The organism is Apilactobacillus intestinapis (assembly GCF_049166695.1).
Taxonomy (GTDB): Bacteria; Bacillota; Bacilli; order Lactobacillales; family Lactobacillaceae; genus Apilactobacillus; species Apilactobacillus kunkeei_C.
Genome location: NZ_JBMHFD010000001.1, coordinates 143,852 through 159,019, shown reverse-complemented (window position 1 = coordinate 159,019; position 15,168 = coordinate 143,852). Strand labels below are relative to the sequence as shown.

14 protein-coding genes are annotated in these 15,168 nt (G+C 37.7%); all 14 read right to left on the bottom strand.

Annotation, left to right across the window (positions count from 1 at the left end; all coding sequences use genetic code 11):
* Positions 1-72 precede the first annotated feature (72 nt).
* Positions 73-1,323, bottom strand: a complete 1,251-nt coding sequence (locus ACOMA7_RS00985; RefSeq protein WP_301945509.1) for a uracil-xanthine permease family protein — start codon at positions 1,321-1,323, stop codon at positions 73-75.
* A 177-nt stretch (positions 1,324-1,500) separates the two neighbouring features.
* The gene (lepA, locus tag ACOMA7_RS00980; RefSeq protein WP_301945510.1) at positions 1,501-3,339 is read right to left on the bottom strand and encodes a translation elongation factor 4; all 1,839 of its coding nucleotides are present in this window, start codon (positions 3,337-3,339) and stop codon (positions 1,501-1,503) included.
* A gap of 127 nt (positions 3,340-3,466) precedes the next feature.
* On the bottom strand, positions 3,467-4,624 hold the full coding sequence (dnaJ, locus tag ACOMA7_RS00975) for a molecular chaperone DnaJ (RefSeq protein ID WP_301945511.1): 1,158 nt from the start codon (positions 4,622-4,624) through the stop codon (positions 3,467-3,469).
* Between the two features lie 82 nt (positions 4,625-4,706).
* A complete protein-coding gene (gene dnaK, locus ACOMA7_RS00970; protein WP_034531659.1) occupies positions 4,707-6,566 on the bottom strand; it encodes a molecular chaperone DnaK in 1,860 nt (619 codons plus the stop codon).
* 26 nt (positions 6,567-6,592) lie between these two features.
* On the bottom strand, positions 6,593-7,165 hold the full coding sequence (grpE, locus tag ACOMA7_RS00965) for a nucleotide exchange factor GrpE (RefSeq protein WP_171819660.1): 573 nt from the start codon (positions 7,163-7,165) through the stop codon (positions 6,593-6,595).
* Positions 7,166-7,179: 14 nt separating this feature from the next.
* On the bottom strand, positions 7,180-8,220 hold the full coding sequence (gene hrcA / locus ACOMA7_RS00960; RefSeq protein WP_054608223.1) for a heat-inducible transcriptional repressor HrcA: 1,041 nt from the start codon (positions 8,218-8,220) through the stop codon (positions 7,180-7,182).
* A gap of 104 nt (positions 8,221-8,324) precedes the next feature.
* Positions 8,325-9,263: a riboflavin biosynthesis protein RibF gene (gene ribF, locus ACOMA7_RS00955; protein ID WP_414826944.1), complete on the bottom strand. Its 939-nt coding sequence runs from the start codon at positions 9,261-9,263 to the stop codon at positions 8,325-8,327.
* 17 nt (positions 9,264-9,280) lie between these two features.
* Positions 9,281-10,192 carry a tRNA pseudouridine(55) synthase TruB gene (truB, locus tag ACOMA7_RS00950; protein WP_414826945.1) on the bottom strand — a complete coding sequence of 304 codons (912 nt, stop codon included), beginning with the start codon at positions 10,190-10,192 and terminating at the stop codon, positions 9,281-9,283.
* A gap of 115 nt (positions 10,193-10,307) precedes the next feature.
* The gene (rbfA, locus tag ACOMA7_RS00945) at positions 10,308-10,661 is read right to left on the bottom strand and encodes a 30S ribosome-binding factor RbfA (protein WP_041152352.1); all 354 of its coding nucleotides are present in this window, start codon (positions 10,659-10,661) and stop codon (positions 10,308-10,310) included.
* Positions 10,662-10,675: 14 nt separating this feature from the next.
* The gene (gene infB, locus ACOMA7_RS00940) at positions 10,676-12,916 is read right to left on the bottom strand and encodes a translation initiation factor IF-2 (protein ID WP_034533983.1); all 2,241 of its coding nucleotides are present in this window, start codon (positions 12,914-12,916) and stop codon (positions 10,676-10,678) included.
* Positions 12,917-12,936: 20 nt separating this feature from the next.
* Positions 12,937-13,239, bottom strand: coding sequence for a L7Ae/L30e/S12e/Gadd45 family ribosomal protein (locus ACOMA7_RS00935; RefSeq protein ID WP_034531672.1), 303 nt, complete (start codon positions 13,237-13,239; stop codon positions 12,937-12,939).
* Positions 13,229-13,528 carry an RNase P modulator RnpM gene (gene rnpM, locus ACOMA7_RS00930; protein WP_034531674.1) on the bottom strand — a complete coding sequence of 100 codons (300 nt, stop codon included), beginning with the start codon at positions 13,526-13,528 and terminating at the stop codon, positions 13,229-13,231. Before rnpM ends, ACOMA7_RS00935 begins: the two co-directional genes overlap by 11 nt.
* 26 nt (positions 13,529-13,554) lie before the next feature.
* Complete coding sequence (gene nusA, locus ACOMA7_RS00925; RefSeq protein ID WP_421391431.1) at positions 13,555-14,643, bottom strand: transcription termination factor NusA; 1,089 nt, start codon at positions 14,641-14,643, stop codon at positions 13,555-13,557.
* Between the two features lie 19 nt (positions 14,644-14,662).
* Positions 14,663-15,136, bottom strand: coding sequence for a ribosome maturation factor RimP (rimP, locus tag ACOMA7_RS00920; RefSeq protein WP_034531677.1), 474 nt, complete (start codon positions 15,134-15,136; stop codon positions 14,663-14,665).
* Between the last annotated feature and the right edge of the window lie 32 nt (positions 15,137-15,168).

Genomic DNA, 15,168 nt, shown 5'->3' with positions numbered 1-15,168 from the left:
ACTCTCTCTAATTTACCTATCTGCATTATATCACTAAAAGCATTGTTTTTAATTGGTATTTATTAATCTTTACTAATTTTTAGGTAATACAATATTCAATAAAATTCCTAGAATTACGGATACAGCTAGTCCATTTAATGGCAATGTTCCTATTTTGATCATGAAGCCACCGACTCCAATTACCAAAATGGTTGAAACAATCATTAAATTACGTTTATTTGCTAAATCAATTTGATTTTCAATCATGATTTTGATTCCGCTGGAAGCAATTGTTCCAAATAATAGGAAACTGATACCACCGATTACAGGTAGTGGCATTTGCATAATTAACACATTTAACTTGTTCACAAACGAGAATAAAATGGCAAATACTGCGGCACCAATCAATACATAGACACTGTGAATCTTAGTAATTGCCATAACTCCGATGTTTTCACCATAACTAGTTACAGCTGGACCACCAACTAATCCGGCAAACATTGAAGCTAGACCGTCACCTGTTAGGGTTCTGTTCAAACCAGGATCCTTAAAGTAGTTTCTGCCTGTTAATTCATCTAGTACCATCAAGTGACCCAAATGTTCAGTAATGGTAACGAAGGCAATTGGTGCAATGGCGATAATTGCACCCCATTCAAATTTTACATTGTATGAAACGAACGGAATTTCAAACTTAGGCATTGCAAACCATGGTGCATTTGCGATTGTACTTAGGTTAACCAATCCCATCGCGATTGATAAAACATATCCACAAACGATGGCTAGTAGAATTGGCATAAAGCCTAGAAAACCCTTTAGGTACATGTTAAAGAAGATTGCTAGTAGTAACGTTACCAATGCGACGAACACGTACTTGTAGTCATAATTTCCATTGTTTAGCATTGCATCGTTGGCAGCACTAGATGCTAGTGATAATCCAATTACGATTACAACTGGTCCAACCACGACTGCTGGAAGCAACTTATCAATCCATTCCGAACCAATCATGGCAACAATCAATGCGACTACTAGATAAATTACACCAACTGCAATTACCCCTTGAGCAATTCCAGGATAACCAGTTACCTGCATCAAGTACTTCATTGGTACGATGAATGCGAAACTAGATCCCATGTATGCAGGAATCTTCTTTTGCGTTACTAGAATGTGAATTAAAGTTCCCACTCCTGAAGTAAACAAAGCGATGCTTGGGCTTAAACCAACCAATAATGGTACGATTACTGTACTCCCAAACATTGAAAACATATGTTGTAGTGATAAACCAATCCAAAGCCAGAATCCTGGTTTATCGTTAACATCTAAAATGGTGTCTGAATTTTTATTCATAACCAATCCCCCTAAATGATTTCAGAGCTTTAATCTAGCAAAAAAGGTCCATTCATCCCTAGACGAATAGACCTTCACAAATTTTTATTAAATTCGCTAATCTTATCAGCCTCACGGGACTAAATTAAAGACTCTATATTTTTAATATATCATACTGATAATTTCTTATGAAGTCAATTACTTTTTATCGCTTTCTTCTTCATCAGTTTGTAGAACAGCCATGAATGCGGCTTGTGGAATGTCTACCTTACCGACGGCTTTCATACGTTTCTTACCAGCTTTTTGCTTTTCTAATAGCTTCATTCTTCTGGTTCTGTCACCACCGTATAGGTGAGCAGTAACATCCTTACGGTAAGCTTTGATGTTAGTTCTAGCAATGACCTTAGCACCAATTGCGGCTTGGACAGGAATTTCGAAGTTTTGACGTGGAATAATCTTCTTAAGTTTTTCAACGATTACTCGAGCACGACTAGCTGAGAATTGACGGTGAGAAATGAAACTCAATGCATCGACCTTTTCACCGTTCAATAGGATATCAATCTTAACTAGATCAGAAGGCTTGTAGTCCCCTAATTCGTAATCAAGTGATGCATATCCTCTAGTGGTTGACTTCAACTTATCGAAGAAGTCGAAGATGATTTCTGATAATGGAATTGAGTACATGATGTTAACACGGTAATCATCGATGTATTCCATTGTTTCAAATTGACCACGACGTGATTGGCAAAGTTCCATCACGGCACCAACGTAATCGTTAGGCACCATTACAGTTGCTTTTACGTATGGTTCTTCAACGGCTTTGATTTCCGAAGCATCTGGCATTTCAGATGGATTTTCCACATCTTTTCTTTGACCATCAGTAGTAAAGACGTGGTAAGTAACAGATGGTGCAGTGGTAATTAGATCTAGATTGAATTCTCTTTCTAGACGTTCTTGCACAACATCCATGTGTAGCATTCCTAAGAACCCACATCTAAAACCGAATCCAAGTGCTTGTGATGATTCAGGTTCGAATTCCAAGGCAGCATCGTTTAGCTTAAGTTTTTCAAGTGATTCTCTTAAGTCACCAAACTTAGCGTTGTCGGTTGGGTATAAACCAGAATAAACCATTGGTTCCATTTCACGGTAACCTGGTAGTGGTTCATCGGCTGGGTTATCAGCGTTAGTAACAGTATCCCCAACACGAGTTTGGTTGATATCCTTGATACTTGCAGTGATGTATCCAACGTCTCCTGCCATTAGGTATTCTCTTTGAACAGGATGTGGTGAGTTAACACCAACTTCGGTAACTTCGTATTCACTACCACTGTTCATTAAGCGAATCTTGTCTCCTGGTTTAACAACACCATCACGTAAACGAACACTCAAAACAACTCCACGATAATCATCGTAAACAGAGTCAAAGACAAGTGCCTTTAGTGGTGCATCTAAATCACCTTGAGGAGCAGGTACTTCTTCTACGATTCTTTCCAATAAGTCCTCGATTCCGATTCCCTTTTTAGCACTAGCTAAAACAGCGTTTTCGGCATCGATACCAATGATATCTTCAACTTCTTTTTTAACCATGTCTGGTTGGGCAGAAGGTAAATCAATCTTATTAATTACAGGAACAATTTCCAAATCATCATCGATTGCCAAGTAAACATTGGCTAAAGTTTGTGCTTCAACACCTTGAGCGGCATCGACAACTAAAACAGCACCTTCACAGGCAGCCAAACTTCTTGATACTTCGTATGAGAAATCGACATGTCCTGGTGTATCGATAAGATGAAATTCATAGTCATGACCATCCTTAGAATGGTACTTTAGCTCAACTGCATTCAACTTAATTGTGATTCCACGTTCTCTTTCAAGTTCCATGTCATCCAATAATTGGTTTTGCATATCTCTTTTTGCGACAGTATCTGTCATTTCTAAAATTCGATCGGCTAAAGTAGATTTACCATGATCAATATGAGCAACAATCGAAAAGTTACGAATGTATTTTTGATGTTCCTTCATTTTTGCTATGTCCATGTTTATTCCTACTTTCAACGTAATGTATTAATACAATTATAACAACCAAAAAGACAATGCACAAACTAAATCATGCTATCAGAATTCTTTTCGGCAACAAAAAAGAGTCGCATATGCGACCCTTAATTTATTTCTTGCCATTCATAGCATCTTTCATCTTTTCGAAGAATCCACCATTCTTGTATTCTTCTTCTCCAGATGCTTCAGCAAAAGCTTTTAGAGCTTGTTTTTGTTGTTTGTTTAAACTCTTAGGAGTGACAATCTTAACAGTAACTAGTTCATCACCTTTTGAACTACTGTTAATCTTAGGCATTCCCTTACCTCTAAGTCTGAAGGTAGTATTTGATTGAGTTCCTGCTGGAACCTTCATTTCAACATCACCATATACGGTCTTAACCTTGATGGTGCTACCTAGAGTAGCTTGAGTAAATGAGATGTTTTGTGAGTAATGTAGTTCAGAGCCATCACGTTCAAAGTCACGACTAGGTTTTACTCTAAATACGATGAATAAGTCACCGTAAGGTCCACCGTTTTCACCGGCTTCACCTTGACCTTGTAATCTCATTTGTTGTCCATCATCAACACCGGCAGGAATGTTTACTTCTACCTTGTGACTTTCGTGCATGTGACCTGAGCCACCACACTTAGGACATTTGTCCTTAATTTCTTTACCAGTTCCACCACAAGTAGGACATGGATGTTGAGTTTGCATTTGACCTAATGGTGTATTTTGAACTGATGTTACGTAACCACTACCGTTACATTGGTGACAAGTTTCTGGATGAGTTCCTGGTTTTGCACCTGAACCATCACAGGTATCACACTTAGCTTCACGGTCGTATCTGATCGTAGTCTTCTTACCGAAAACGGCATCTTCAAAATTGATTGTCATTTGGTATTGAAGATCACGACCCTTAACAGGAGCATTTGGATCTCTTTGAGCACCTCTTGCTCCACCACCAAAGAATTGGCTGAAGATGTCGTCGAAGCCGCCGCCACCGAAGCCAGAGAATCCTCCAGCTCCGCCACCGAAGCCTCCGGCACCTCCGCCGAATCCACCGGCTGGGCCATCAGCTGAACCAAATTGATCGTAATTACGACGTTTTTGTTCATCACTTAGTACTTCGTAAGCTTCGTTAATTTCCTTAAACTTCTTTTCAGCACCGGGTTCTTTGTTGATATCAGGATGATACTTCTTAGACATTTTACGGTAAGCGTGCTTAATGTCATCTTGACTGGCGTCTTTTGATATTCCCAGAATTGAATAGTAATCCTTATCTGCCATTTTAATCCCCCATAACCTTCATTTTGAAATAAAAGGCCAAAGCCCAACAAGTCAGACTTTGACCCTTTTTAAAGTAATCTAATTACTTATTGTTTTTGTCATCATCATGAACTTCATGGAAATCGCCGTCAACAGTGTTGTCGTCTTTACCCTTGTTGTCTGATGAATCGTTTGCGTTACCTTGTTGATCTGAACCTTGTTCTTGTTGTTGTTGGTATAACTTAACAGCAAGTGCTTGAACTTGTTGACTCAAATCATCCTTCTTAGCTTTCATTTCGTCTAAGTTGTTGTCTTCTTTAGCCTTCTTCAATGCATCTTCAGCTTCTTTAGCCTTCTTGATTTCATCTTCAGAAACCTTACCTTCAACATCCTTTAGAGTCTTGTCAGTTTGGAAGATTAATTGATCTACTTCGTTCTTCAAATCAACTTCTTCTTTACGCTTCTTGTCTTGTTCTTCGTTCTTCTTAGCTTCATCCATCATACGGTTGATTTCATCATCTGATAGACCGTTTGAATCCTTGATGGTAATCTTTTGTTCCTTACCAGTACCTTTGTCCTTAGCAGAAACGTTTACGATACCATTCTTATCGATATCAAACTTAACTTCGATTTGAGGAACACCACGAGGTGCAGCAGGAATGTCAGTTAATTGGAATTGACCTAAAGTCTTGTTGTCAGCTGCCATTGGACGTTCACCTTGTAGTACGTGAATATCTACGGCTGGTTGGTTATCAGCGGCAGTTGAGAATACTTGTGACTTAGAAGTTGGGATAGTTGTGTTTCTATCGATTAACTTAGTGAATACACCACCCATAGTTTCGATACCTAATGATAGTGGAGTAACATCAAGTAATACAACGTCCTTAACATCACCAGTTAGAACACCACCTTGAACAGCGGCACCTAAAGCAACGGCTTCGTCAGGGTTGATTGAGTGGTTTGGTTCTTTACCAGTCCAGCTCTTAACAGCTTCTTGAACGGCTGGGATACGAGTTGAACCACCATTTAGGATAACTTCATCAATATCTGAAGTGCTTAGACCAGCATCTTTTAGAGCGTTGTCAAAAGCAACCTTAGTCTTGTCAACTAAGTCAGAAGTTAATTCGTTAAACTTAGCACGTGATAGTGTAGTTTGTAAGTGAAGTGGACCATTTTCACCTGATGAGATGAATGGAAGACTGATTTCAGTTTCAGAAACACCTGATAGATCCTTCTTAGCCTTTTCAGCAGCATCCTTTAGTCTTTGTAATGCCATCTTGTCTTGTGATAAGTCGATGCCATTTTCGTTCTTAAATTGTTCTACTAGGTAGTCCATAACTCTCTTATCAAAGTCATCCCCACCTAAGTGAGTATCACCATTAGTTGATAGTACTTGGAATACACCGTCACCTAATTCAAGAACGGAAACATCAAAAGTACCACCACCAAGGTCATATACAAGAACTTTTTCGTCTTTATCTTGCTTGTCTAGACCGTAAGCTAATGATGCAGCAGTTGGTTCGTTGATGATACGTTTTACATCTAAACCAGCAATCTTACCAGCATCCTTAGTTGCTTGTCTTTGTGAGTCGTTGAAGTATGCAGGAACAGTGATAACGGCTTCGCTAACAGTGTCACCTAAGTAGTCTTCAGCGAATCCCTTGATGTATTGTAGGATCATTGCTGAGATTTGTTGTGGAGTGTACTTCTTACCATCAACATCTACAGTGTAACCTTCTTCACCCATGTGACTCTTAATTGAAGCAATGGTGTTTGGGTTTGTGATCATTTGACGCTTAGCAACTTCACCAACTTGTGGTTCGCCATCTTTAAATGCAACAACAGATGGAGTTGTACGTGAACCTTCTGGATTAGTAATGATTTTTGGTTCTTTACCTTCAAGAACAGCAACAGCTGAGTTAGTAGTACCTAAATCGATACCGATAATTTTATTACTTGCCATAATTTATTATCTCCTTGATTATTTTTTTATTGAGCAACTACAACCATGCATGGTCGAATAACACGATCAGCTAGTTTGTAGCCTTTTTGTAAAATTTCTACAACAGTGTCTGCTGGATGATCATCATCTGCAGGAACTGTTTGAACCGCTTGACACTCGCTTGGGTCAAATGGTTTGTTTAAGACATCAATTTCTTCAATGCCATTTTCAGATAATGCTTTGTTGAAATGCTTTAGAACAAGTTCAACACCTTGTTTTAATTGCTTTCCACTATCATCTGAAACTTCAACACCCAATGCACGTTCCAAGTTATCCATTGCAGGTAAGATACTAGTTGCTAGTTTTTGACCATCATACTTGTAGATATCTGCACGTTCACGCTTGAATCGTGTTTGCATGTTTTGCATTTCTGCTTCAGCACGAAGATACTTGTCAGAGAAATCTTCAACTTGTTGTTGAAGTTCTTCAACTTGCTTTTCTAATGAATCCTTTTTATCTTTCTTAGCGTCCTTCTTTTTGTCGGCGCCTTTGTCCTTAGCAGCTTCTTTCTTTGAAGTTGCTTTTTCTAGGTCTTTTTCATCATCCTTCTTGCTAGCCAAATGAATGCCTCCTTTTACTGATTATATTTATCATAATAATTTCTCAGTTTCTTTGATAATTCATTTCTAAATCCATCAACGATTCCAATTACTCTAGAATATGGCATCCTAGTAGGACCTAGAACGGCGATAACACCCTTTCCATATGGTCCAACATCATAGGAACCAGTAATAATACTGTAATCCTTTAATAGATCATTGCTTAATTCCGGTCCAATTTGAACGGAAATTGAATTATCTGAACTCTTGATGAACTTCGCAGCATCATCAGTATCATTTAACAATGAGTAAATTGGCTTTAGATAACTGATGTCATTATTATCAGTAAAACTCAATAGATTCAATTCACCACCGATATAAAACTGATTAGTAGAAGCTTGCATCAAAACATCATCAAGAGTTTGAACTAAGCTATCAGGGTTCTTAACGTACTTGAGAATTTCAGGTACGATTTCTGTCTTCAACTTAGTGATAACTTCGTCTAAAGGCTTCCCTGCTAACTTGTCATTGATCATTCTGACAACGGCATCTAACTTGTCACCGCCCAAGTCACCATCAATATGGAAAACCTGGTTAACAACTTCATCATTATCAGTGATTAGAATTGCCATCACCTTATGATTACCAAGTGGAACTAAACGAAAGCTCCCCAAAACGGGAGTTGTTTCTTGTTCCGGCTTTAAAGTCAATGCAGTGTAATTTGTTAAGTTAGATAGAATGTCAGCTGATTGTTGAACGATTTCATCAATTTGTCTAAATCTTCCTGATAGTGAATTTTGAATAATCATCATATCACTGTTATCAATTGGATTTGGATTCAACAAGTTATCAACATAGTAGCGATAACCTTCGATTGATGGAACACGTCCCGATGAAGAATGATTCTTGGTAATTAAACCAATCTCTTCTAGAAATGCCATTTCATTTCTGACGGTTGCTGAACTGACATGTATTGGTAATTGACTGGATAATGCCTTTGAACCAACAGGAACACCTGATTTTGTGTAATCATTAACGATGATTTTCAAAATCATTTTTTCTCTTTCAGTAAGCATACCCGATCACTCCTTATCGATTAGCACCTTTAGCAGTCATCTGTGTTAAGTGCTAACCACAATTATTAATTTACCAAAGCCATCTATATAAGTCAAGAAAAAGACTAGTTATTTTCAAAATATTGACGTGTGAAATCTTCGTCAGATTGAAGTTGCTTAATTAGCTTATCAATCCCTTCAAACTTCACTTCACCACGAATACGGTATAGCCAATCTACCTTTAATACTTCACCATATATATTGTCATTAAAATCTAAAATATTAATTTCTACTGTGATTGGATTCTTATCACCAAAGGTAACGTTACGCCCAATTGAAGCCATCCCATGATACTTTTTTTCACCGATAAACACATCAACTACGTAGACACCGATAGTTGGTAGCCATTGTAGTTCATCGTGTTCGATGTTGGCTGTTGGATAGCCCAATTCACGACCACGGGCAAAGCCATGGACAACAGTTCCACCAGTTTGAAATGGTCTTCCCATTAAATGGTTCACTGTTTGAATGTGACCTTCGTCTAGGTTCTTTCTAATTCTAGTTGAACTGATTTTTTCTAATTGATAATCTGCCAAGTCCACGGCAACTACATCAAATCGATTTTTTGCATAATTTGGTAGTAAGTCCATTGTTGCGTCCTTGGCACCATAAGTATGATCCGTTCCGGCAACTACGGTGTCGGCATTAAATCTAACTAGGTAGTTATCAACAAATTCTTGTGGTGTCTGGTTTTGAAAACTAAAACTATAGTTAACAACGAACACCTTATTAACACCCAATGATTCAAACATTTCATTTTTGCTGTCTGACATAATGATGTTTCTTCTATCATGTGGTGATAATTGTTTATATACTACAGCAGGTTTATGGTCATAAGTTAATACTGCCAAAGGTAGGTTCTTCTGCATGGCAATATCGCGCGCTTTTTCCAATACCTTTTGATGGCCTAAGTGAATTCCATCGAAATAGCCCATTGCTAAAACTAGCTTTTCTGATTGATGAAAATCAGAACTCAATGGATGATGTAATTTGATTATTTCCATAATTTCATGCCTTTCGATTATTGATTGCTAAACATTTTTTCTGGTTTGTAAATTTGTTTGTTTTGATCATAGAAGTACAAAGCCTTAACTTCGTTGTTAAACGTTAACACACATTTATCGTCATTTATACCTAAAACACCTAAATCCAAGAAACCACCATTTTGGACGATCTTCCATTGGCTTTCGTTTAGTTCAACATGCTTAAAGTCGGTCAATGCGTAATCAATTGATTTAACGATGTCATCGATAGTGTCATTTTCTACGGCTGATTTTACGTCGCTAATCTTAAAAGTATCTTCAATTGTAAAACCACCACTCTTAATTCTAGTTAAACTAGACATCACAGCTGGCATATCAATCTTTTTACCAAAGTCAACAGCAAGCGTTCTTACATAGGTTCCCTTACCACAACCAACTTCAAAGAAGATAGTTTGTTGTTTTTTGTCTTCATCATAAATGCTGTCTTTGATTTGTTTAAAGTAATGAATTTGAACATGTCTTTCTGGACGTTCTACTTCCTCACCATTTCTGGCGTATTCATAAAGTCTTTTTCCATTAACCTTCACGGCTGAATACATTGGTGGAATTTGAATTAAATCTTCAGAAACAAAACTGTTAAGTAGTTCATTAATTTCATCGTCTGTTAGTGGCTTTTCTAGTGGTTTAGTACTGACCACTTCACCGTCTAAATCTTCGGTTGTGGTATCAAAACCTAAGGTAATGCTGCCTTGATATACCTTTCCTGAGTTCATTAGGTATTCCACTAGTTTGGTACCCTTACCTAAACAAATTGGTAAAACTCCTTCTACGTTTGGATCTAGTGTTCCACTGTGACCAATTCGTTTCATTTTTAAAATGCCTCGTAATTGACTAACGCAGGCAAAACTGGTCATACCCTTTTCTTTATATAATGGGATAATTCCGTCCATATTACACGACTCCTCAGATGTTATTTATATCTTAAATTATATCATAGACGCCTTTTTTCACTAAATCAGAGCAAACAAAAAGAACCCATAACATCAGTTACGGGTTCTTTTTTTATTAACGATCTTCTCGTTTTAATTTGTTGATTAATTGATCAATCTTACTTCCATATTGAATTGATTCATCCAATTTGAATGTTAATTCAGGTGTACGGTAGATACTCAAACGAGAACCTAGTTCACCTCTGATTAATGATGTTGCCTTATCCAAACCTTTTTGGGTAGTTTCTTCATCATTATCGTTATCAGATAAGATGCTGTAGTAAATAGTAGCTTGTTGTAAGTCACCAGTTACGTCAACACCAGTAATGGTTACACCTTGAACTCGTGGATCTCTCACACGTTTTAATAAGATGTCATTAACTTCTTTTTGAATTTCTTGTTCTAGTCTTCCAACTCTGTATTGAGCCATATCAATTCACTCCTTTACTTAGCAGGAACTTCTTTCATTTCGTAGGCTTCTACAACGTCACCTTCCTTGATGTCGTTGTAGTTTTCAATAGTAAGTCCACATTCAAATCCTTGCTTAACTTCCTTAGCATCATCTTTGAAACGCTTCAAACTATTTAGTTCACCGTTGTAGATAACAACGTTATCACGGATTAAACGAATCTTACTGTCACGTTTAATTACACCATCGGTAACCATTCCACCTGCAATTGTACCAATCTTAGAAGCTTTGTAAAGTTGTCTTACTTCAACTTCACCAGTAACTTCTTCTTTGTACTTAGGTGCTAGCATACCCTTCATTGCTGATTCTACTTCATCAATAGCATCGTAGATAACTTGGTGTAGACGAATGTCAACGTTATCAGTTTCAGCTTGAGCCTTAGCTTGTGGAGTAGCACGAACGTTAAATCCAACGATGATAGCGTTACTTGCTTCAGCCAATGCAATATCACTTTCGTTAATTGCACCAACAGAACTGTGGACGATGTTAACCTTAACACCTTCAACATCAATCTTTTGTAGACTTGATGCAAGTGCTTCAACAGAACCTTGAACGTCAGCCTTAATAATTACGGCAACTTCCTTCATTTCTCCTTCTTTTAGAGATTCGAATAAGTTATCCAAAGTAACACTGTTGTTCTTCTTACGTTCTTCCATTTGAGCTTCCTTAGCTCTTTCTTCACCGGCTGCACGGGCAGTTTTTTCATCATCGAATACTACGAAACGGTCCCCAGCTTCTGGAACATCGTTTAAACCAGTAATTTCGATAGGAGTTGATGGTTTAGCACCATCTAAGTCCTTACCCTTTTCGTTAGTCATAGTTCTAACACGACCGAATGTGTCACCAACTACGATTGGGTCACCGACATGCATAGTACCTTGTTGAACAAGTAATGTTGCAACTGGACCTCTACCACGATCTAGACGAGCTTCAATAACTGAACCGGCAGCATGTTGCTTAGGGTTAGCCTTTAATTCCATCACGTCTGATTGTAGAAGAATCATGTCTAGTAATTCATCAACGTTTGTACCCATCTTAGCTGATAGTTCAACGAAGATAGTGTCACCACCCCAGTCTTCTGGGATCAATTCGTAACTTGCTAGTTGTTCGATAACGTGGTTAGGGTTTGCACCTGGTTTATCAATCTTGTTAATTGCAACGATAATTGGAGTCTTAGCGGCCTTAGCATGGTCGATAGCTTCAATTGTTTGTGGCATAACACCATCATCTGCGGCAACAACTAGGATTGTGATATCAGTGATATCAGCACCACGAGCACGCATAGCAGTAAAGGCAGCATGTCCTGGAGTATCCAAGAATGTGATAACCTTACCGTTTCTTTCAAGTTGGTAGGCACCGATTGCTTGAGTAATTCCACCAGCTTCACCAGCAGTGATGTGTGAGTTTCTCAAGTAATCCAATAATGTTGTCTTACCATGGTCAACGTGTCCCATGATAGTAACAACTGGTGCACGGTCTTCTAGGTAGTCAGTGTTTTCTGCTTCTTCTTCGAAGATCTTATCGATATCAGAAACGTTTACTTCAACCTTTTCTTCAGCCTTAATACCGTAGTCAGCAGCTAGAAGTTCGATTGTATCCTTATCCAATGAAACGTTTTGGTTAACCATTACTCCTAATAGGAATAACTTCTTAACGATTTCAGCTGGTTCTCTATGGATAATCTTACCGATTTCTTGAGCGTTCATACCAACTGTGTATACCAATGTTTCTGGCAATGGACGTTCTTTTCTTTCTGGCGCTTTGTTGTTCTTGTGGTTTTGTCTGATACGTTGGTTCTTAGTGTACATACCAGCAAACTTGTTGTTACCACGGTTGTTTTTCTTGTTGAATTTCTTCTTGTTCTTCTTACCACCCTTTTTGAAGTTTGAAGAACCATTGTTATTTGGTTTGTTTGTGTTGTTACTGTTATTACTGTTGTTATTGTTCATAGATTGCTTTGCCTTATTGTTAGAATTTTTGTTTAAAGTCTTGTGTGGCTTTTCGGCAGGTTTCTTAGAATTATTGTTAGCTGGTTTGGTTGCATTAACCGGCTTTTTCTTTGGAGCAAAGTGGTCTCTGATAGCCTTTTCTTCGTTAGCATCTAGACCTGACATATGATTTTTAACGTCATATCCCTTTTTCTTTGCTTCATCAATAATTGTCTTACTAGCTACATTTATCTCTTTAGATAACTCATAAATTCTTTTCTTACCCATACCATCACGTTCCTTTACAATTAATTTGTCATTTCTTTCAAACGTTTGGCAAATCCATTGTCTGCGATCCCAATAATGGTCCGCGGCATCCCAATTGCATCACTTATCTCTACTTTAGTAAACATTTGATTGGTAGGAATGTTATATGAATTTGCCTTATCTGTAAATTTCTTCAAGCTGGCTTTTCCAGAGTCAGTAGCGATAATCAGAAATTTAATTTTATTCTTCTTGATTGCGTTGAGCAATATGTCTTCACCAGTAGTTATCTTTCCGGCTCGCTTTGCTAAACCAATAAAGTTTAATATTTGTTCTTTATTTGTCATTTTCGAAAAGTTCTTTTCTGGCTTGTTTGTGGTCTACGTAAGCAATTAAATCATCGTAAAATTCATCACTTAAGTCAACTGAAAATACTTCGTTTAGTTTCTTTTCATCCTTGGCTTTTTGTGCGACTTTTACGTCAATTGAAACGTATGCCCCTCTACCTGATTTTTTTCCAGTTTCATCGATAGTAACGTTATTTTCTTTGTCCTTAACGATTCTAACTAAATCTTTCTTGGGAGCCATTTCACCAGTAACAATATCTTTTCTCATTGGAATTTTTCTTGTTCTCATTGAATTAACACTCCTTAAACTTGTTATTATTCGTTATCGATTGCGTCGTCACTATCTTCTTGGACGTCTTCATTTAGACCATCAGCTTCTGATTCAGACTTGATATCAATCTTGTAACCAGTCAACTTAGCAGCTAGACGTGCGTTTTGTCCACGCTTACCAATTGCTAATGATAGTTGGTAGTCAGGTACGATAACTGTACATGCACGTTCATTTTCTTCATCAAAGATAACATCAACTACTTCTGATGGGTTTAATGAATTAGCAATGAATTCGGCAGGATCTTCAGTCCATTGAACGATGTCCATGTTTTCGCCACCTAATTCATTAACGATAGTTTGAACACGTTGACCTCTTGGTCCAACAGTTGTACCAACTGGGTCGATATCATCGTTGTTAGATCTAACGGCTACCTTAGCACGGTCTCCGGCTTCTCTTGCGATTGATACAACTTCAACAGTTCCGTCGTAAATTTCAGGAACTTCTTCTTCAAATAGTCGTTTTAATAAACCAGGAGCGGTACGACTAACGAAGATTTGAGGACCCTTAGTAGCGTCTTCAACACGGTTAACGTAAACCTTGATTCTGTCTTGTGGTCTGTATGTTTCATTTGGCATTTGGTCGTTCTTAGGCATAACTGCTTCAACCTTACCTAAATCAACATATACAAAACGATCGTCTTGGCGTTCGATTTCACCAGTGATTAGTTCGTCTTGGTACTTGCTGTACTTGTTGTAAACAATTGTTCTTTCAGCTTCTCTAACTCTTTGCATAATAACTTGTTTTGCAGTTTGAGCAGCGATTCTACCAAAGTTCTTAGGAGTAACTTCAAACTTAATTTCGTCACCTAATTCGTAACCACGGTTTAATTGTAATGCATCTGATAGACTGCATTCTAGTCTTGGGTCAACTACATCTTCAACAACAGTCTTAACGGCGTAAACATGGATGTTACCCTTCTTGTCGTCAAAAGCAACTTCAACGTTTTGTGCTTGGTTGTAGTTTCTCTTGTATGCTGAAGTTAATGCAGCTTCTAAAGCATCAATAACAGTTTCTTTAGAAATCCCTTTGTCGTTTTCTAGGGCATCTAGTGCACCTAAAAGTTCTTTACTCATTTTTGATTGTCTCCCTTAGCTAAAATTTAATTGCTAATCTTGCTTTGGCAATTGATTTTCTTGGTATTGTTAGATCCTTAATTCGACCTTTTAAATTAACAGTCAAAACTAATTCATCTTCGCTTAATTCTTTTAAAGTCCCTTCATAGACTTTTTCACCGTTAATTGGTGCATACAATGAAACATGAATGTATTCATTAACAGCTTTTTCATAATCTTCTGGTTTCTTTAGAGGTCTTTCAGCTCCTGGAGATGAGACTTCTAGAAAGTAAGCTTGTGGAATTGGATCCGGATCCATTGAATCTAATTTTTCACTTAGTTCGTCAGATACTAACGCACAGTCTTCAATATTGATACCGCCGTCCTTATCGACATAAACCCTTAAATACCAATTCTTGCTTTCTTTTACAAATTCGATGTCATATAAATAAAAGTCATGACTATCTAGAATTGGAGTTACTACTTCTTTTACCACTTCTGTAACTTCGCTCAATGATACGCCTCCTAAAAAAATCCAATAAAAAG

Coding starts and splice junctions, on each gene's coding strand:
- dnaK (WP_034531659.1), bottom strand. CDS start 6,566: ATGGCAAGTAATAAAATTATCGGTATCGATTTAGGTACTACTAACTCA.
- truB (WP_414826945.1), bottom strand. CDS start 10,192: ATGGACGGAATTATCCCATTATATAAAGAAAAGGGTATGACCAGTTTT.
- ACOMA7_RS00935 (WP_034531672.1), bottom strand. CDS start 13,239: ATGACAAATAAAGAACAAATATTAAACTTTATTGGTTTAGCAAAGCGA.
- ribF (WP_414826944.1), bottom strand. CDS start 9,263: ATGGAAATAATCAAATTACATCATCCATTGAGTTCTGATTTTCATCAA.
- nusA (WP_421391431.1), bottom strand. CDS start 14,643: ATGAGTAAAGAACTTTTAGGTGCACTAGATGCCCTAGAAAACGACAAA.
- rbfA (WP_041152352.1), bottom strand. CDS start 10,661: ATGGCTCAATACAGAGTTGGAAGACTAGAACAAGAAATTCAAAAAGAA.
- hrcA (WP_054608223.1), bottom strand. CDS start 8,220: ATGCTTACTGAAAGAGAAAAAATGATTTTGAAAATCATCGTTAATGAT.
- dnaJ (WP_301945511.1), bottom strand. CDS start 4,624: ATGGCAGATAAGGATTACTATTCAATTCTGGGAATATCAAAAGACGCC.
- lepA (WP_301945510.1), bottom strand. CDS start 3,339: ATGGACATAGCAAAAATGAAGGAACATCAAAAATACATTCGTAACTTT.
- ACOMA7_RS00985 (WP_301945509.1), bottom strand. CDS start 1,323: ATGAATAAAAATTCAGACACCATTTTAGATGTTAACGATAAACCAGGA.
- infB (WP_034533983.1), bottom strand. CDS start 12,916: ATGGGTAAGAAAAGAATTTATGAGTTATCTAAAGAGATAAATGTAGCT.
- rnpM (WP_034531674.1), bottom strand. CDS start 13,528: ATGAGAACAAGAAAAATTCCAATGAGAAAAGATATTGTTACTGGTGAA.